Origin of the sequence: Streptomyces sp. NPDC005485, assembly GCF_040606085.1 — a bacterium.
Classification (GTDB): Bacteria; Actinomycetota; Actinomycetes; order Streptomycetales; family Streptomycetaceae; genus Streptomyces.
This window is the reverse complement of record NZ_JBEXDZ010000182.1, coordinates 1-17398: the sequence shown is the minus strand read 5'-3', so window position 1 is coordinate 17398 and position 17398 is coordinate 1. Positions and strand designations below refer to the sequence as shown.

Here is a 17398-nt window from a genome sequence, read left to right as displayed (position 1 = left end):
GCATGCCACGGTTGGGGGGGTAAGCCTTGTGCCTGTGCGCTCGGGTGTGGTTAGGGGCGGCTGCCCACCCGGCAGCGACGGGTGCGCATGACACCGAGGGCCGGCGAAGCCTCGTCACTGCGGGCGCGCGTGGAGCTAGGGGCGGCTGCCCACCCGGCAGCGACGGGTGCGCATGACACCGAGGGCCGGCGAAGCCTCGTCACTGCGGGCGGGCGTGGAGCCAGGGGCGGCTGCCCACCCACGCAGCGGGGGTGTGTGTGACGCTGGGAGCCGGCGAAGCCGCGTCACTGCGGTGCGTGTGACGCCGGGGGGCTGGCGAAGCCTCGTTTCTGCGGGCAATCGTGCCGCCAGGGGCGGCACGGGTGGGCGCAGCGGCACCCCGCAAACGCCGGGCTGCGTGACCCACCCCCCGGCCGGCACCCACACCGGGTGACAAGGAAACAAGGGGTACCCGGGGTTTGCCCACCCACCCCGGGGGAGCGTTCAAACCAGGGGTGAGAGGGGTTTGCCCACCCAGCCCCAGGTGACCGGCAAAGCCAGGGGGGCACCCGGGAATTGCCGGTCACCCCCGGTGCGCCCGGCTCAGGCGTGGGCCGACTCCTGGTGGGTGGGGAGGTGGGTGGCGATGAGGCGGCCCGGGGTGGACGTCGTGCCGAGGGTGCGGCGGCGGTCGACGGCGTAGGCGGTCGCGGCGACCGCGAGGCCGAGGACCGCGAGGGCAGCGCCCGCCACGGCGGGGGACGTCGCACCGAAGCCCGCCGCGAGGGCGAGCCCCCCGATCCAGGCACCCCCCGCGTTGGCGAGGTTGAACGCGGCCTGGTTGGCGGAGGAAGCCAGGGAGGGGGCGGCTGAGGCCTTCTCCATGACCATCAGCTGGAGCGGGGATCCCGTGACGAACGCGGCCATGCCGAGGAGCGTCACACCGACCGCCGCACTCCACTGCGTGGACATGAAGACCGGGAAGAGCGCGAGGACGGCGACGAGGGACGCGAGTCCGCTGAAGAGGGTGCCACGCAGGGAGTGGTCCGCGAGGCGGCCGCCCAGCAGGTTGCCGGCCGTCGCACCCACCCCGAAGAGCGCGAGGAGCAGGGTCACGCTGCCGTCGGCGTACCCGGCGGAGTCCGTGAGCATCGGCGTGATGTAGCTGTACGCGGAGAACAGGGCCCCGAACCCCGCCACCGTCGTACCGAGGGCGAGCCAGACGGGGAGGGAGCGCAGCGCGGCCAGCTCACCGCGCAGGCCGGCCTTCGGCGCGTGCGCGTGGTCGTGCGGGATCAGCAGGGCGAGGGAGGCGATGGCGGCCAGGCCGATCGCGCTGACGCCCAGGAACGTGGCCCGCCAGCCGAGGTGCTGCCCCATGAGGGTGGCGACCGGCACGCCCGCGATGTTGGCGACGGTGAGGCCGAGGAACATCAGCGAGACGGAGCGGGCCTTGCGCTCGGGGGTCACAAGGCCGGTGGCGACGACCGCGCCGACGCCGAAGAACGCACCGTGCGGCAGCCCGCTCAGGAATCGGGCGGCGAGCAGCCAGTGGTAGTCGGGGGCGAACGCCGAGAGGGCGTTGCCCGCGACGAACAGGCCCATCAGGGCGATCAGGACCTTGCGGCGGGACATCCGGGCGGTGGCCGCGGCGAGCAGCGGGGCGCCGATCACCACGCCCAGCGCGTACGCCGAGACCAGGTGCCCCGCGACGGGGATCGATATGTGGAGGTCGTCCGCGACTTCGGGCAGCAGGCCCATCATCACGAACTCGGTGGTGCCGATGCCGAAGGCGCCCACGGCGAGGGCGAGCAGGGCCAGGGGCATGAAGAGGGGCCTTTCGAGGGGGACGAGCGGGGTTCCGCAGAGGAAAGTTCATCTGCGGAACAAAGTCTCTCGGGCCCAGTATTCCAGGAGGTTGAGGGTGCGTGATCCAGGAGAGTCGGATCGGCTGCGCGCAGCGGTCAGGAACCGCTGGTCACAGCGGTCGGGAGGCGCTGGTCACACCGGTCAGGAGTCGTCGGCGGCGAGCTTCACCCGTGCGGCGACCGGCAGGTGGTCGCTGCCCGTCTCCGGGAGGGTCCACGAGGTCACGGGGTCGACGCCCTGGACCATGATCTGATCGATCCGGGCCATCGGGAACGACGCCGGCCAGCTGAACCCGAAACCGCTGCCCGCCGCGCCCTGCGTGGAGCGCATCTGGGACGTGACGCCGTTGAGCGCGCGGTCGTTCATGGTGCCGTTGAGGTCGCCCAGCAGGATCTTCCGGCTCAGCTTCTCGTCGGCGATCGCCTCGCCGAGCGCGTTGGCGCTCTTGTCGCGCTGCCGCGCGGTGAACCCGGCCTCCAGCTTCACGCGCACGGAGGGCAGGTGGGCGACGTAGACCGCGACCTGTCCGGCGGGTGCGCTCACCGTCGCCCGCATCGCGCGCGTCCAGCCCAGCTTGATGTCCACCGGCTTCGCACCGCTCAGCGGGTACTTGCTCCACAGTCCGACGGTGCCCTGCACGGAGTGGTACTTGTAGGTGGCCGCGAGCGCCTTCTCGTACACCGGGACGGCGGTCTGCGTGAGCTCTTCGAGGGCCAGCACGTCGGCGCCGGACGCGGCCACGTCGCGGGCCGTGCCGGACGGGTCCGGGTTGTCCGCGTTGACGTTGTGCGTGGCGACGGTCAGGTCGCCGCCGCTGCCGGTCTTGTCGGTGAGCAGGCCGCCGAAGAGGTTAAGCCAGACCGTCACGGGCAGCAGCACCGCGATCAGGGCGGTCACCGACTTCCGTACGAACGCCAGGATCAGCAGGATCGGGACGAAAATGCCCAGCCAGGGCAGGAACGTCTCCGTCAGACTGCCGAGGTTGCCGATCCTGTTGGGAATGCGTGAGTGCAGCAGCATCACCAGCGCGAGGACGATCGCGAGCGCGGCCAGGATCAGACCGCGGCGCCAGATGCCGCGATCGCCTCTCCAGCCGTCGAACAGGCGCCGAAGCCGGGAACCTCGACGCTCGGCCCCCGAGCCGCCGTTGTCCGTCTCCGCCACATACGCCTGCGCCATACCGTCGCCTCACAACCTGCCGTGCACACCGTCTGCCCCTCGGTTACGACCCTAGGGGATGATCGGTGTCGATCCTGCCGTCTCATGACGGCCGTACGGGCACGAGGACGACCAACACGGCGTTCGAAGTTCCGAATGCGGGCGTATCGCGCGGCCTCTGTGACGAAACGCGCACATTCGGCCCCGGCGCGCCGCGTGGGCTACGGCGCGGGTGGGCGCAGCCCTTCGAGGAGCCGGTCGACCACCTGTTGGGCGAGATCCTCGGGGAGTTCGGCGTCGGGGCGCATGACGGAGCGCACGAGCAGGGGGCCGACGAAGAGGTCGTTGAGCAGGTCGATGTCGACGTCGTCGCGGAGTTCACCGTTCAACTGGCCGCGGCGCAGGACGTCGGTGCCCATCCGGCGCCTCGGGTCGATCACCGTGGCGTGGTAGGCGGCCCAGATCTTCGGGCTGCTCTTCATCTGGGCGTAGACGTTGTGCAGGATCGCCGACGAGCGGGTGACCAGGCCGCGTTGGCGCAGCGACTCCAGCAGGACGATGAGGTCGTCGCGCATGGAGGTGCCCGGGAGTTCCGGGTCAGGGGGCTCGGCGGCGCGCAGGACGTCGACGAAGAGCTCCTCCTTGCCGCGCCAGCGGCGGTAGATGGTCGCCTTGCCGACGCCGGCGGTGCGCGCGACGCGCTCGATGGACAGCTCCGAGAGCGGCACGCCCTCCTCCAGGAGCTTCATCACGCCTTCGAGGATGGAGTGTTCCACCGCCTCGCTGCGGGGGCGGCCCCGAGCGGGGCCCTCTTGCCGGGAACGGCTGTTGGCGAGGCTCACGTCGACTCCGTTTCTTCGTAGCCCTGTACTGCTCCCCCGTGATTCTCGCTGGTGCACTGCGTGTGCGGGCACCCGGCGCCTCGGGTGCCCGCCTTCCGCCTGGGTCCGCTCAGTGGTCCGCTGTCGCCAACTCCGCCTCCTCCTTGCCCTCCTGAGGGGCCGGCGTGCGGCCCGGCAGGAACAGGGCGACCACCACGGCACCGACGACCGCGACGGCCGCGCCGCCCAGGGCGGTGACGTGCATGGCGTGCAGGAAGGCGTCGTTGGCCGAGCCGACGAGGGCCTTGCCGTTGGCGCCGGACCTGGCGGCGATGCCGAGGGTCGCCTCGATGGACTCGCCCGCGGTGTGGCGCAGGCCCGGGGGGACCATGGAGAGCTTGTCCTCGATGCCGTTGCGGTACGTGGTGGAGAGCACCGAGCCGAGGACCGCGATGCCGAGCGCGCCGCCGACCTGGCGGAAGGTGTTGCTGAGCGCGGACGCGGAGCCCGCCTTCTCACGCGGCAGCGCCTGCATGATGACGACGCTGGTCGGGGTCATGATGTGCGCCATACCGGTGCCCATGAAGAAGAAGATGACCTCCAGGAGCCAGATCGGCGTGTCGGTCTCCAGCGTGGCGAACGCGGCGAGCATCGCGGCGATGATCAGCATGCCCGCCGTACAGGTGGCGCGGTTGCCGAAGCGCTCGACCACCAGCCGGGCCCGCGGCGCGAAGATGATCTGGGCGGCGGCGAGCGGCAGCATCAGCAGGCCGGTCTGCAGCGGCGAGTAGCCCCGCACGCTCTGGGTGTAGAAGACCGAGAAGAAGGTCACGCCCATCAGTGCGAAGAAGACCAGCGCTATGGCGGAGATGGCGGCCGAGAAGACCTTGTTCTTGAAGTACGAGACGTCGATGGACGGGTGGTCGCTGCGCTTCTCGTACACGACGAAGAGGGCGAGCACCGCGAGGCCGGCCGCGATCGTCGCGAGGACCGTCGCGTCGGTGAAGTCGGCGAGCTGGCCGCCCTTGATGATGCCGTAGACGAGAAGGACGAGGCCGATGACCGACAGGACGACGCCGACCGGGTCGAGACGGCCGGGGTTCGGGTCGCGGGAGTCGGGGACGAGCCAGAACATCAGGCCGAGCGCGAGCAGCACGATCGGCACGTTGATCAGGAAGACCGAGCCCCACCAGAAGTGGTCGAGGAGGACGCCGCCGGTGATCGGGCCGATCGCGATGGCGAGGCCGACGCCGCCGGCCCAGATGCCGATGGCCTTGGGCTGCTCCTCGCGCTCGAAGACGTTCATCAGGACGGCGAGGGTGGCGGGCATCACGAAGGCGGCCCCGAAGCCCATCACCGCGCGGAACACGATGAGCTGGACCGGCGAGCCGGACTCGGCGGCGAGCGCCGAGCCGATGCCGAAGGCGGCGAGACCGGCGAGCAGCACCTTCTTGCGGCCGAGCCGGTCGCCGAGCAGGCCCGCGGTGAAGAGCAGGCCGGCGAAGACGAGCGTGTAGGCGTTGATGGCCCACTCCAGCTCGCCCTGGGTGGCGCCGAGGCCGACGGGCGCCGGGGTCGAGATCGTCTTGATCGCGACGTTCAGGATCGAGTTGTCGAGCACCACGATCAGCAGGCTGAGCATGAGGACGCCGAGGATGGCCCAGCGGCGCCGGTGGACCGCCTCGGGCACTCGCCGCTCGGCGGGGGCAGCGGAAGTTGTCATGAAGGTCAGCCTAGCGAATTTCGATACGGCACCGTCTCGTATCGAAAATGCTTTACGGAAACCTTACGAACGCGCTCAGGCTGCCCGGTCCCGGTGGACCGGCGCTCGACTATGACCTGCGTCGCTCGACCCGCTCTAGCCGCGCGTGACACGAAGTGCCACCATGGAGGTGATCCGGGGACGCCGTCAGGGTGCCTCGAGATGACTGAAGGAGCCGTTGCGATGACGCAGCTTTCGGCTGCCACGAAGCAGCCTGCGGAGGGTGTCCTCAAGACCACCGACAGCAGCAAAGCGCTGTACGGAGGCAAGAGCACTCGGCGTATCACGGTCCGCGACATCACCGCCGCCAAGGAGCGCGGCGAGAAGTGGCCCATGCTCACCGCGTACGACGCGATGACCGCGTCCGTCTTCGACGAGGCCGGCATCCCGGTCATGCTGGTCGGCGACTCGGCGGGCAACTGCCACCTCGGATACGAGACCACCGTGCCCGTCACCCTCGACGAGATGACCATGCTCTCGGCCGCGGTCGTACGCGGCACCTCGCGCGCCCTCATCGTGGGCGACCTGCCCTTCGGCTCCTACCAGGAAGGCCCGGTGCAGGCGCTGCGCTCGGCCACCCGCCTGGTCAAGGAGGCCGGGGTGGGCGCGGTGAAGCTGGAGGGCGGCGAGCGCTCGCACCGCCAGATCGAGCTGCTGGTCGAGTCCGGCATCCCGGTCATGGCGCACATCGGCCTGACCCCGCAGTCCGTGAACTCCATGGGCTACCGCGTCCAGGGCCGCGGCGAGGAAGCCGCCCAGCAGCTGCTGCGCGATGCCAAGGCCGTCCAGGACGCGGGCGCCTTCGCCGTCGTCCTGGAGCTCGTCCCGGCGGAGCTCGCCGCCGAGGTCACCCGCACCCTGCACATCCCCACGGTCGGCATCGGCGCGGGTCCGGAGACGGACGCGCAGGTCCTCGTCTGGACCGACATGCTCGGGCTGACCGGCGGCAGGATGCCGAAGTTCGTGAAGCAGTACGCCAACCTGCGGTCGGTCATGGGCGACGCGGCGCGCGCCTTCGCCGAGGACGTCGTCGGCGGAACGTTCCCCCAGGAGGAGCACTCCGTCCACTGAGGAACACCGAAGACGGCCGCTGAAGGCCGCTGAAGACCACTGTGGCACCAGGACAGCCCGCCGAACTTCCCCCATCGGCGGGCTGTCCCTTTTTTGCGCCTGAACCGGCGCCGCTCTCGCGGACCCAATTGCTCGCCGTCGGGGTTGCTCAATGGCTGGTTGCGGTGTGTGCGTATTTCATGAGCCTGGCCCCCTGCCGACGGCTGTCGGTGATCTGTCAGCAGGCCAGGAGTGCTGTCGGTGAACTGTCGGTGGTTTGTCGGTGGGGCCTGGGACCGTCATCGGCATGACGCGAATCGACAAGAACCCCAGTAGCGGCGCGAAGAGCGCCGTCACCGTTCGGGGGCTGGTCAAGCACTACGGCGAGACCAAGGCGCTGGACGGCGTCGACCTGGACGTCCATGAGGGCACCGTCCTCGGTGTGCTCGGTCCCAACGGCGCCGGCAAGACCACCCTCGTACGCATCCTGTCCACCCTGATCACCCCCGACTCCGGCCATGCGACGGTCGCCGGGTACGACGTGCTGAAGCAGCCCCGCCAGCTGCGCCGCGTCATAGGGCTCACCGGTCAGTACGCCTCGGTCGACGAGAAGCTCCCCGGCTGGGAGAACCTCTACCTGATCGGGCGCCTCCTCGACCTGCCCCGCAAGGACGCCCGCCGCCGCGCCGACGAGCTGCTGGAGCGCTTCTCGCTCACCGATGCGGCCAGGCGCCCGGCATCCACGTACTCCGGCGGTATGCGCCGCCGTCTCGACCTCGCCGCGTCCATGATCGGCAACCCGGCCGTCCTGTACCTGGACGAGCCGACGACCGGCCTGGACCCGCGCACCCGCAACGAGGTGTGGCAGGAGGTCAAGCGCATGGTCGCCGACGGCGCCACCGTGCTGCTCACCACCCAGTACATGGAGGAGGCCGAGCAGCTCGCCAACGAGCTGACGGTCATCGACCACGGCAAGGTCATCGCCAACGGCCGTGTCGACGAGCTCAAGGCGCGGGTCGGCGGACGCACCCTGCGCATCCGCCCCGCGGACCCGTTGCAGCTGCGCCCGACGGCGGCTGCGCTCGACGACTTCGGCCTCACCGGCCCCGGCAACGCGACCGTGGAGGTCGAGACCGGCTCCGTCGTCGTCCAGATCCTCAGCGACGAGCAACTGACCGCGGTGGTCGGCGCACTCACCGCCCGCGGCATCACGCTCGCCGGCATCACCACCGAACTGCCCAGCCTGGACGAGGTGTTCCTGTCCCTCACCGGCCACAAGGCCGGTGCCCCGCAGGACGCGTCCCCCGAACTCGCGGAGGTCGCCGTATGAGCACCGCCACCCTCACCAAGCCCCAACAGCCCCAGCCCGGCCCGCAGTTGTCTGGCGACCAGCACGACGGCCGGATCGGGCTCCGCGGCAACCTGCGCCACATCGGCGCCCTGGTCCGCCGCAACCTGCTGTGGATCCGCCAGGACCCGGAGTCGATGTTCGACGCGATCCTGATGCCGATCGTCTTCTGCCTGCTGTTCGTCTTCGTCTTCGGCGGCTCGATCGCGGGCAAGGGCAACCAGGAGGAGTACGTCAACTACGTGGTCCCCGGCCTGATGGCGATGATGGGCATGAACATCGCCATGGGAGTCGGCACCGGCTTCAGCCAGGACTTCCAGACGGGCGTGATGGACCGCTTCCGGTCCCTGCCGATCGCCCGTTCCTCGGTCCTGATCGCCAAGATCACGGTGGAGCTGTGCCGCATGCTCGTCGCCACGGCCGTGCTGCTCACGGTGGGCTTCATCCTCGGCCTTTCCGTGTCGAGCGTGGCCGGGCTGTTCGCCGCCGTCGGACTCGCGGTCGTCTTCGGCTTCGGCATCATGTGGATCTTCCTGACCATGGGCGTGGTGATGAAGAACGCCCAGTCCATCCAGGCAATGGGGTTCCTCGTGCTGTTCCCTCTGCAGTTCGGTTCGTCCATCTTCGCCCCGACCGACACCATGCCCGGCTGGCTCCAGGCATTCACCGACTACAACCCGCTCTCGTCGCTGGCGGACGCCGCCCGCGGCCTGATGAACGGCGGCCAGCCGATCGCCCATGACGTGCTGGTGACGCTGATCTGGGCGGCCGTCCTCACCGCGGTCATGGCACCGATCGCCATCCGCAAGTTCACCACCAAGACCTGACGGTCACCACGCAACAGCCCCCCGGTCCGCGTCAGATGAGGGCGGCGGCCTCCTCAGCGGAGAGCCCGCCGCCCTCGGCGTACGCCGCCCGATACGCCGCGTCGTCCAGCAGTGCCCGCACGCCCGCCTCCGCGCGGGCGCGCACCTCGTCCTCCATCGGACCCACGAAGTGGCCCGGCGGCAGCAGGTGGTCGGCGGCGCCGAGCAGCACGGCCGCGTCCCGGACACGGTGGCCGCCGTCCAGCCCGGTGAGGGCGATGGCGGCGGTGGTCAGGTGTGCGGCGACCAACTGCGGGGCGATCACCTGCGACAGGGAGTCGGTGGCCCGCGACATCGCCTGCCGCGCCTTGTCCAGGGCGGGCCCGTACTGCCCGGCCATCGCGTCCAGCCAGGCCTCCACGCCCAGCACGAACCCGTCGAACACGATGAAGGTGACGGCCTCGAAGTTCTCGCGCAGCAGCCGCATCTGCTCGCGCGCCTCGTCGAGCCGGCCGGTGCGGCCGAGCCACATCGCGAGGAACAGACGGGAGGCGGGCATCGCCTCGTTGACGGTTCCGTCGCCACGCTCCAGGACCTCGCGCAGCATCCGCTCGCCGCGTTCGGCTTCCCCCGACTCGATGAGCACGCCGCCGAGCCGGGCGCTGAGCACCGCCATCTGGGCGCGGGCGCCGAGCCGTTCGGCGTACGTGATCGCCTCCGCGTAGTCCGCGGCGGCGAGCGGGTACTCGCCCCGGCGCTCATGGGCCTCGCCGCGCGCGGAGAGGGCCTCGGCGCAGCCCCAGGCGTCCTGGAGGCGGGTGAACACCTCCAGCGCCTCGTCGGCGTCGCGGGCCGCGTCGCCCGCCCAGGAGGCCCGGTTGGCCAGCATGTTGGCGCGGGTCTGGAGACAGAGGGCCAACTCCCACTGGTAGCCGAGTTCTCGGCAGGTGCGGACGTTCTCGTCGATGACGGCGCGCATCCGTTCCATGTCTCCGGTCAGCATCACGGCGTAGAACCAGAGGTTGCCGGGGCTGCGGCAGGTCTGCGGGAGACCCGGGCTGTAGGTCTCGCTGATGACGCGCAGCTTCGCCTGGCCCTGCGGGCCCTGCCAGGCGTCCAGATCCATGTCCATGCAGGCGAGATGGACGAGGTGCACGCCGCGCCGGGCCTCGTCGAGGACCTCGGGGCGCATCGGCGGCGGGGAGTCGGTGCAGGTCTCGTAGAGCGGGGCGGCCTGCCGTACGGGCTCGGCGAAGGGGTCGGGGAAGAGGGCCATGACCTCCTGGGACCAGTGGCGGGCGGCGATGCGCAGATCGCGGATCTGCCAGTACCAGGCCAGTGAGAGGACGAGGCAGAGCGCCTCCTGCTCGTCGCGCGCGGCGACCGCGCGCTGGAGGGCGGCGCGTACGTTCTCCGACTCCAGTTCCAGCCGTTCCACGGCCGCGCGCTGGTCGGGGCCGCGCAGCAAGGGGTCGGTGGTGCGGGCGAGTTCGCGGTAGTACGTGAGGTGGGCGCGTTCGGCGGCCGCCCGCTGCCCCGACTCGTCGAGCCGTTCGCCCGCGTACTCGGCGACGGTCTCCAGGAGGCGGTAGCGCATCGCTCCGTCGCCCGAAGGGGCCGCGACGACAAGGGACTTGTCGACGAGGGAGCCGAGCGCCTCCAGCGCGGCGGGTCCGCAGACGGCTTCGGCGGCGGCGAGGTCGCAGCCGCCCGCGAACACGGACAGCCGTCCCAGCGTGCCGCGTTCGTCCTGATCGAGCAGGTCCCAGGACCAGTCGACGACGGCCCGCAGGGTCTGCTGGCGCGGCAGGACCGTACGGCTGCCCGATGTCAGCAGCCGGAACCGGTCGTCGAGCCGGTCGGCGATCTGACGAAGCGTCAACATCCTGAGCCGGGCGGCGGCCAGCTCGATGGCGAGCGGCAGTCCGTCGAGGCGGCGGCAGATCTCGGCGGCCGCCGCCGCGGTCTCGTCGTCGGTGTCGATCCGGAAGCCGGGCCGGGCGGCGGCGCCCCGGTCGGCGAGCAGCCGCAGCGCGAACGGTTCGGGCAGCGGTTCCACCGGTCGCAGCACCTCCCCCGGTACGCCGAGGGGTTCGCGGCTCGTCGCCAGCACCGTCAGCTCCGGGCAGCGCTCCAGCAGCGCCTCGACGAGGTGCGCGGCGGCGTCCACGACATGCTCGCAGTTGTCGAGGATCAGCAGCATGCGGCGCCTGGCGCAGTGCTCGGCGAGCCGCACGAGGGGGTCGTCGTGCCGGTCGGCGACGGCGCGCATCTCCTCCGCGCCGGCGCCGCGCAGCACCGTCTCGCGCGCCCCGACGGCGGTGAGCACGGTCTCGGGCACGGCCTTCGGATCGTCGACCGGCGCGAGCTCGGCCAGCCACACCCCGTCCCGCGCCGCGTACGCCACGGCCTCCGCCGCCTCCTGCGACAACCGTGTCTTCCCGGCCCCGCCGGGCCCGAGCAACGTCACGAGCCGCGCCGCCGCGAGATCGCCCCGGATGGCCTCGATGTCGGCGTCCCGGCCGACGAAGGAGGTCAGGCGTGCGCGGAGGTTGCCGGGGGGCGTGGGCGTGGGCGGAGTCGGGGAGCCGGTGCGGGTCCGGGAGAGGGCGGCGGAGCCGGTGGCCGCTTCGTTCGCGTCGGCGGCGAAGCGTCCGTCGGCGCTCGAGGCCTCGTACGGTTGCTGTCCGTCCACCTCGGGGTACGCGGACGGCGGTGCGTCCGACCCGGTGTCCGGGCTCAGCAACTCCCCGTGCAGCGCCCGCAGTTCGGGGCCCGGATCGGATCCCAGGCGGTCCGCCAGCAGGCGGCGTACGTCCTCGTAGGCGGCCAGTGCCTCCGCCGGGCGGCCCAAGTCGCGCAACGCGCGCATGCGCAGGGCCTGGAGGGGTTCGTCGAGGGCGTGGCCGTCGCAGAGGGCGGTGAGTTCGGGCAGGGCCTGCTCGGCGCGGCCGAGGGCGAGGGCCGCGGTGAGGCGGGCGCGGCGCGCGTCGAGACGGCGGGTCTCCCAGCGGGCCGACTCGGCGGTGCGGTCGGGCAGGTCGGCGAGGGGCGGCCCGTGCCACAGGGCGAGGGCGTCGTCGAGGACCACGGCCGCCTTGGCGGGGTCGCCGTCGGCGAGCGCGCGGGCGCCCTCCCCCGAGAGCCGCTCGAAGCGGTGCAGGTCGATGTCGTCGGCGGACGCGGCGAGCCTGTAGCCGCCGTCCACGGAACCGATCGCGTCCGGCCCGAGCGCCCTGCGCAGCCGCCCCACCAGGGCCTGCAGCGCGCCGGTCGCGTCGGCGGGCGGCTCGCCGCGCCACACCTCGTCGACCAGGACGGCCGCGGGCACCAGGCGCCCTGGCCGCAGAGCGAGCACGGTCAGCAGGGCGCGCAGCCGCGCCCCGCCGAGCGGGACGGCCGTGCCGTCGGGGCGGAGTGCTTGGGTGGTGCCGAGGATGCGGTAGCGCACGGGTCCATTGTCTACGGGGAGGACCCGGCGCCGCTCCGGGGTTTCGGACGTGCGTGAATATCGGCTGCCAGGAACCTCCCGCCCTCCGTAGGACGTTCCCCCCACACCACCGGTACGGTCGACCCGCACACTCGCAGCCCACACCAGGAGCCCTCTTCATGACCACCGCCGCATCCCGCCGCAGCGACCGGAGGATCAGCCCCGTCTTCGTCGGGATCGTTGCCGTCACGGCGGTGACGGGCTGGGCGACCTGGACGGGGTTCGCCGAGCAGCCGGGCGTGGCGGTGTTCCTGTTCGTCACGGCCGCGTGGATCGTCTCGCTGTGTCTGCACGAGTACGCGCACGCTCGTACGGCACTGCACAGCGGTGACATCTCGATCGGCGCGAAGGGCTATCTGACGCTCAACCCGCTCAAGTACACGCACGCCCTGCTCAGCATCGTGCTGCCGGTGATCTTCGTGATCATGGGCGGGATCGGTCTGCCGGGCGGCGCGGTGTTCATCGAGCGGGGCCGTATCCAGGGCCGCTGGAAGCACAGCCTGATCTCGGCGGCGGGCCCGCTGACGAACGTGCTGTTCGCGGTGGCGTGCACGGCGCCGTTCTGGCTGGACGCGCTGGACGGGGTGCCGCGCGACTTCCGCTTCGCGCTGGCCTTCCTCGCCCTGCTCCAGGTCACGGCCGCGATCCTGAACTTCCTGCCGGTGCCGGGGCTGGACGGGTACGGCGTGATCGAGCCCTGGCTGTCGTACAACGTGAAGCGCCAGGTGGAGCCGTTCGCCCCGTTCGGTCTGCTGTTCGTGTTCGCGCTGCTGTGGGTCCCGTCGGTGAACCGCGAGTTCTTCGACGTGATCGACTCGATCCTGAGCAGCCTCGGGATCACGGACTACGAGTCGTACTGCGGCCAGGAGATGTACCGCTTCTGGCAGGGCACGAACGAGTTCTGCCAGGTCAGCCCCTGACGGAGCCCGCTCAGCCCCGCGCCTTGCCGCGCCGCGCGTAGTACCAGCACATGTTGGACGACAGCCCCGCCAGCAGCACCCAGACGATCCCCAGCAAGCTGCCCTGCGCGAAGGAGACGACGGCCGCGGCCACGGACAGCGCGCAGACCACGAGGGCATAGAGGGCGAGACGGGGCATGGAAGGGGTTCTCCTGTCGGGGGACACTGCTGGTGGCATCCAGTGTCCCCCATGCGCTCAGACGTCCGTGACGCGCAGGCCCGCGTGCGCCTTGTAGCGGCGGTTGACGGAGATCAGGTTCGCGACGAGCGACTCGACCTGGTGGGCATTGCGCAGCCGTCCGGCGAACACGCCGCGCATACCGGGGATGCGGCCGGCCAGCGCCTGCACGAGCTCCACGTCGGCCCGCTCCTCGCCGAGGACCATGACATCCGTGTCGATCTCCGCGATCTCCGGGTCCTGGAGGAGGACGGCGGAGAGGTGGTGGAAGGCGGCGGCCACCCGCGAGTCGGGCAGCAGGGCGGCGGCCTGTTCGGCGGCGCTGCCCTCCTCGGGCTTGAGCGCGTAGGCGCCCTTCTTGTCGAAGCCGAGCGGGTTGACGCAGTCGACGACGAGCTTTCCGGCCAGCTCCTCGCGCAGCGACTCCAGCGTCTTGCCGTGTCCGTCCCACGGTACGGCGACGATCACGATGTCGCTGCGCCGGGCGGTCTCGGCGTTGTCGGCGCCCTCGACACCGTGTCCGAGCTCGTCGGCGGCGGCCTGCGCGCGGTCCGCGGCGCGGGAGCCGATGATCACCTTCTGGCCGGCCTTGGCGAGCCGGTAGGCGAGGCCCTTGCCCTGCGGGCCGGTGCCGCCGAGCACACCGACGACGAGACCGGACACGTCCGGAAGGTCCCACGGGTCCTTGGCCGGAGCCTTCGCGGGGGCGTCTGCGGCGGGCTGCTGTGCACTGTCGGTAGAGGTCATGGGCCGACCTTACGTGCGTGGATGCGGCCGGTGGCGGTCAGGTGAGGGCGGTCACGGGGATGCGGCGGAAGGCGATCGTCTCGTACGCGCCGAAGTCGCCGCTCTCATGCAGGAGACCGACGGTCGTGGCGTCGACGCGGACGAGGTCGGAGTACGCGGCGGGCAGTCCGTCGACCGTGTGCGCGGTGCGCCAGGTGATGCCGGAGTCGGTGGAGGCGCGGACGGTCATCAGGGCGCGGGTGGCGGGGTCGGCGGGGCCGGAGTAGAGGAGCAGGTCGGGGTCGCGGAGTTGGAGGACGCTGCCCTGGACGACGGGACCGGCAAGGCCTGCTTGGGGGCGGAAGGGCTTGACGAGGGTGCGGCCGCCGTCCGTCGAGTACGCGTCGGCGCGGGTGCCGGGCGAGGGCGAGTCGGTGCGGGTGTTGAAGTAGACGCGGCCGTCGGGGAGTTGGGCGGCCGTGGTCTCGTTGACGTTGACGTATCCGTTGGTGTTCTCGTCGAGGTAGCCGAGGGACCAGGTCTCGCCGCGGTCGTCGCTGAGCAGGCAGTGGCCGCTGTTGTACTGCGGCTCGGTGCCGTTGTCGGTGCCGGTGGGCGGGATCGTGTGGTTTCCGGGGACGACGACGCGGCCGGTGGTGAGCTGGAGGGCGTGGCCGGGGGTGGTCGCGTACCAGCGCCAGCCCGGCTTCTTCACCTGCTTGGTGATCTCCTTGGGGTTCGACCAGGTGACGCCGTCGTCGTCGCTGTGCTGCACCCAGACTCGGCGCCCGTCGGCGTCCTTCACCTTGCCGCGCAGCAGGAGGTCCTCGGAGGCGGTGGCGGCGGAGCGGACGTGCACCAGCAGGACGCGGCCGGTGTCGAGGACGACGGGGGCGGGGTTGCCGGCGAGGTTGTCGCCGTTCCTGGCGGCGGCCTGGAGCGGGCCCCAGGTGCGGCCGCCGTCCGTGGACCGCTTCAGGACGATGTCGATGTTCCCGTAGTCGCGGGCCGAGTCGACCCTGCCCTCGCAGAACGCGAGCAGGGCGCCGGTGTGCGTGACGACGACAGCGGGGATCCGGAAGCTCGCGTAGCCCTCACGGCCCGCGCGGAAGGGGATGGTTGCCGTGTTTGCCTCTGCCATGGACCGGCTCCTGCCCCACTTGGGCGAATTCGTGGTGAACTCCGGGTCACGAGTGGCCGGTTGCGGCAGGATGCGTGCGCATGGACGCCGTACGGGTCGCGCTGCTGCGTGAAGTGCTCGCCGGGACCGAGTGGTTGGGGGCCACCCGACGGTTCGCGGGCGCGCTGCGCGGGTCCGTGGTGTCGTACGGCGGCGGGCTGCTGCTCGTGGGCACGCCGGAGTACGAGCCGTGGCACCTGGCCGCGCACCTGGTGGACGAGGCGGCCTGGTCCGGTACGCCGGAGCTGACGCCGACGCTGGTGCGGCACGGGGCGCGGGACTCCGACCCCGCGCACCTGGCCGTGGGCCTCGGCCGGATCGAGGCCGCGCGGCGGGGGGAGACGCTGCTGGTCGTCTCGCCCGGGGCACCTGGTGCCGCGCTGCTGGAGCGGGTGCACGACGCCCGGCGGGCCGGGGCGACGGTGCTCGCGCTCGACTCCGGGGACCGTGAGCTGGACGCCATGGCGCACGAGGCGCTGGCGGTGCCCGCGGGGACCGATCTGGACCTCGACACGGTGCAGCATCTGGTGAGTGCGGGCGCCGGGGAGAACTCCGTGCCGGAGGGGCGGGGCCGCCTGCGGTTTCGCGACCGGATGGCGCGGCTGGCGGACCGGCTGACGGGGCCGCCGCCGGCTCGGTGGTAGCGGCTTCCCTGTCGCGGGGGCGGCTCGGCCCGGCTCGCGATTAAAGCGGTTGCTCTCGGGGGGCGTTGCCGCTGAGCATGGCCCCTCGTGAGTGACGACGCGCCCTCTCCTGCTCCCGCCGCCCGGCTGCGCGGTCTGCTGCCCGATCTCGCGCCGTGGCGGGCGTCCGCCGATTTCCGGCGGCTGTGGGTGGCGGGGCTGATCACCGGCTTCGGCAGTTTCCTCACGTTCGTCGCGCTGCCGGTGCAGATGAAGGAGCTGACCGGGTCGGTGGCGGCCGTGGGCGCGATCGGGGCCGTGGAGCTGGTGCCGCTGATCGTGTTCGGGTTGTACGGCGGGGCGCTCGCCGATGCCCTGGACAAGCGGAAGCTGATCCTTCTCACCGAGGCCGGGCAGGGTGTACTGAGCGCCGTGCTCCTGGTCAACACGCTGCTGCCGCACCCGTCGGTGTGGCCGTTGTACGGGGTGGCCGCGCTGGCGTCCGCGCTCGAGTCGATCCAGCGGCCCGCGCTGGACTCGCTCGTCCCGCGGATCGTGGCGCACGAGCACCTGCCGGCCGCGGCCTCCCTCAACTCCCTGCGGTGGACCGTCGGCGGGGTCACCGGTCCGGCGCTGGCGGGCGTCGTCGTGGCGTACGCCGGACTCGGCTGGGCCTACGCCGCCGATCTGGCCACCTTCGCGGTGTCGGTCGTACTGATCGTCGGGCTCGCCGCGGCACCCGCCTCGCACGAGGCCGCGAAGCCGTCGCTGCGGTCCATAGCGGAGGGCGCCCGGTACGCGTGGAGCCGCAAGGAGCTTCTCGGGACGTACGCGATCGACCTCGCGGCGATGTTCTTCGCGATGCCGCTCGCCGTACTGCCTTTCCTCGCCGACGAGTTGGATGCCGAGTGGTCACTCGGACTGATGTACGCGGCGTTGCCGGCCGGGGCGCTGCTGGTGACGCTGACCAGCGGGTGGACCTCGCGCGTCCAGCGGCACGGGCGGGTGGTGGCTCTCGCGGCGGGGCTGTGGGGGCTCGCCATGGTGGCCGCGGGGGTCGTGGACGACGTATGGCTGGTGCTGCTCTTCCTCGTGGTCGGCGGCGGCTTCGACATGGTCAGCGGGATCTTCCGCAGCGCGATGTGGAACCAGACGATCCCCGACGAGCTGCGCGGCCGGCTGGCCGGGATCGAGCTGCTGTCGTACTCGGTGGGGCCCCAGCTCGGTCAGGTGCGGGCCGGCGGCATGGCGGCATGGACGAACGTGCGCACCTCGATCTGGGCGGGCGGCGCGCTCTGCGTGGGCGCGGTGGGGCTCCTCGCGCTCTGCCTGCCGAAGCTGATGACCTACGACGTCCGCACGAACGAGCACGCGCTGCGGATGCGGGAGCTGCGGCGGGCCGGGGACCAGGCGGCGGCCGGGGCCGCGTAGCCTCCGGCCGCCGCCGTC

The 17398-nt window shown here is 71.7% G+C and carries 14 protein-coding genes; 6 read left to right on the top strand and 8 right to left on the bottom strand.

The genetic code is table 11. The features are described 5' to 3' along the window. Nucleotides 1-582 precede the first annotated feature (582 nt). The 4 genes from ABZS97_RS38005 to ABZS97_RS37990 form a co-directional block, all read right to left on the bottom strand. Nucleotides 583-1806, bottom strand: coding sequence for an MFS transporter (locus tag ABZS97_RS38005; RefSeq protein ID WP_356145771.1), 1224 nt, complete (start codon nt 1804-1806; stop codon nt 583-585). Nucleotides 1807-1989: 183 nt separating this feature from the next. Beyond that, on the bottom strand, nt 1990-3027 hold the full coding sequence (locus tag ABZS97_RS38000; RefSeq protein ID WP_356145768.1) for an endonuclease/exonuclease/phosphatase family protein: 1038 nt from the start codon (nt 3025-3027) through the stop codon (nt 1990-1992). A gap of 200 nt (nt 3028-3227) precedes the next feature. Continuing rightward, entirely contained in the window at nt 3228-3848 is a 621-nt protein-coding gene (locus ABZS97_RS37995; RefSeq protein WP_356145765.1) for a TetR/AcrR family transcriptional regulator, read from the bottom strand. 109 nt (nt 3849-3957) lie between these two features. Next, a complete protein-coding gene (locus ABZS97_RS37990) occupies nt 3958-5550 on the bottom strand; it encodes an MFS transporter (protein ID WP_356145762.1) in 1593 nt (530 codons plus the stop codon). A 222-nt stretch (nt 5551-5772) separates the two neighbouring features. On the opposite strand from ABZS97_RS37990, the gene panB reads away from it, so the two are divergent. The 3 genes from panB to ABZS97_RS37975 all read left to right on the top strand — a co-directional run bounded on the left by panB (nt 5773) and on the right by ABZS97_RS37975 (nt 8814). Beyond that, nucleotides 5773-6660 carry a 3-methyl-2-oxobutanoate hydroxymethyltransferase gene (panB, locus tag ABZS97_RS37985; RefSeq protein WP_356145759.1) on the top strand — a complete coding sequence of 296 codons (888 nt, stop codon included), beginning with the start codon at nt 5773-5775 and terminating at the stop codon, nt 6658-6660. A 286-nt stretch (nt 6661-6946) separates the two neighbouring features. Continuing rightward, the gene (locus ABZS97_RS37980) at nt 6947-7969 is read left to right on the top strand and encodes an ATP-binding cassette domain-containing protein (protein ID WP_356145756.1); all 1023 of its coding nucleotides are present in this window, start codon (nt 6947-6949) and stop codon (nt 7967-7969) included. Further along, complete coding sequence (locus ABZS97_RS37975) at nt 7966-8814, top strand: ABC transporter permease (protein ID WP_356145753.1); 849 nt, start codon at nt 7966-7968, stop codon at nt 8812-8814. The genes ABZS97_RS37980 and ABZS97_RS37975 overlap by 4 nt, the downstream gene beginning before the upstream one ends. A 31-nt stretch (nt 8815-8845) precedes the next feature. Here the strand turns inward: ABZS97_RS37975 and ABZS97_RS37970 are convergent, their stop codons facing one another. After that, complete coding sequence (locus ABZS97_RS37970; protein WP_356145750.1) at nt 8846-12244, bottom strand: BTAD domain-containing putative transcriptional regulator; 3399 nt, start codon at nt 12242-12244, stop codon at nt 8846-8848. Between the two features lie 158 nt (nt 12245-12402). Here ABZS97_RS37970 and ABZS97_RS37965 point away from each other — a divergent pair, with 158 nt between their 5' ends. Next, nucleotides 12403-13203 (top strand): site-2 protease family protein, encoded by an 801-nt coding sequence (locus tag ABZS97_RS37965; RefSeq protein WP_356145747.1) that lies wholly within the window; start codon nt 12403-12405, stop codon nt 13201-13203. Between the two features lie 10 nt (nt 13204-13213). Here ABZS97_RS37965 and ABZS97_RS37960 read toward each other — a convergent pair whose 3' ends face one another. The 3 genes from ABZS97_RS37960 to ABZS97_RS37950 are packed head-to-tail and all read right to left on the bottom strand — an operon-like array spanning nt 13214 to nt 15287. Continuing rightward, on the bottom strand, nt 13214-13381 hold the full coding sequence (locus tag ABZS97_RS37960) for a hypothetical protein (protein WP_356145744.1): 168 nt from the start codon (nt 13379-13381) through the stop codon (nt 13214-13216). A gap of 57 nt (nt 13382-13438) precedes the next feature. Continuing rightward, on the bottom strand, nt 13439-14167 hold the full coding sequence (npdG, locus tag ABZS97_RS37955) for an NADPH-dependent F420 reductase (protein ID WP_356145741.1): 729 nt from the start codon (nt 14165-14167) through the stop codon (nt 13439-13441). A gap of 37 nt (nt 14168-14204) precedes the next feature. Next, nucleotides 14205-15287, bottom strand: coding sequence for a sialidase family protein (locus tag ABZS97_RS37950; RefSeq protein ID WP_356145738.1), 1083 nt, complete (start codon nt 15285-15287; stop codon nt 14205-14207). 80 nt (nt 15288-15367) lie between these two features. Here ABZS97_RS37950 and ABZS97_RS37945 point away from each other — a divergent pair, with 80 nt between their 5' ends. Continuing rightward, the gene (locus tag ABZS97_RS37945; protein WP_356145735.1) at nt 15368-15970 is read left to right on the top strand and encodes a hypothetical protein; all 603 of its coding nucleotides are present in this window, start codon (nt 15368-15370) and stop codon (nt 15968-15970) included. A gap of 87 nt (nt 15971-16057) precedes the next feature. Continuing rightward, nucleotides 16058-17380, top strand: coding sequence for an MFS transporter (locus ABZS97_RS37940; protein ID WP_356145730.1), 1323 nt, complete (start codon nt 16058-16060; stop codon nt 17378-17380). The last annotated feature ends 18 nt before the right edge of the window (nt 17381-17398 follow it).

Bases quoted from the DNA above. Each gene is read 5' to 3' on its own strand.
- panB (WP_356145759.1), top strand. From the start codon at position 5,773: ATGACGCAGCTTTCGGCTGCCACGAAGCAGCCTGCGGAGGGTGTCCTC.
- ABZS97_RS37990 (WP_356145762.1), bottom strand. From the start codon at position 5,550: ATGACAACTTCCGCTGCCCCCGCCGAGCGGCGAGTGCCCGAGGCGGTC.
- ABZS97_RS37980 (WP_356145756.1), top strand. From the start codon at position 6,947: ATGACGCGAATCGACAAGAACCCCAGTAGCGGCGCGAAGAGCGCCGTC.
- ABZS97_RS37945 (WP_356145735.1), top strand. From the start codon at position 15,368: ATGGACGCCGTACGGGTCGCGCTGCTGCGTGAAGTGCTCGCCGGGACC.
- ABZS97_RS37975 (WP_356145753.1), top strand. From the start codon at position 7,966: ATGAGCACCGCCACCCTCACCAAGCCCCAACAGCCCCAGCCCGGCCCG.
- ABZS97_RS38000 (WP_356145768.1), bottom strand. From the start codon at position 3,027: ATGGCGCAGGCGTATGTGGCGGAGACGGACAACGGCGGCTCGGGGGCC.
- ABZS97_RS38005 (WP_356145771.1), bottom strand. From the start codon at position 1,806: ATGCCCCTGGCCCTGCTCGCCCTCGCCGTGGGCGCCTTCGGCATCGGC.
- ABZS97_RS37965 (WP_356145747.1), top strand. From the start codon at position 12,403: ATGACCACCGCCGCATCCCGCCGCAGCGACCGGAGGATCAGCCCCGTC.
- ABZS97_RS37950 (WP_356145738.1), bottom strand. From the start codon at position 15,287: ATGGCAGAGGCAAACACGGCAACCATCCCCTTCCGCGCGGGCCGTGAG.
- ABZS97_RS37960 (WP_356145744.1), bottom strand. From the start codon at position 13,381: ATGCCCCGTCTCGCCCTCTATGCCCTCGTGGTCTGCGCGCTGTCCGTG.
- npdG (WP_356145741.1), bottom strand. From the start codon at position 14,167: ATGACCTCTACCGACAGTGCACAGCAGCCCGCCGCAGACGCCCCCGCG.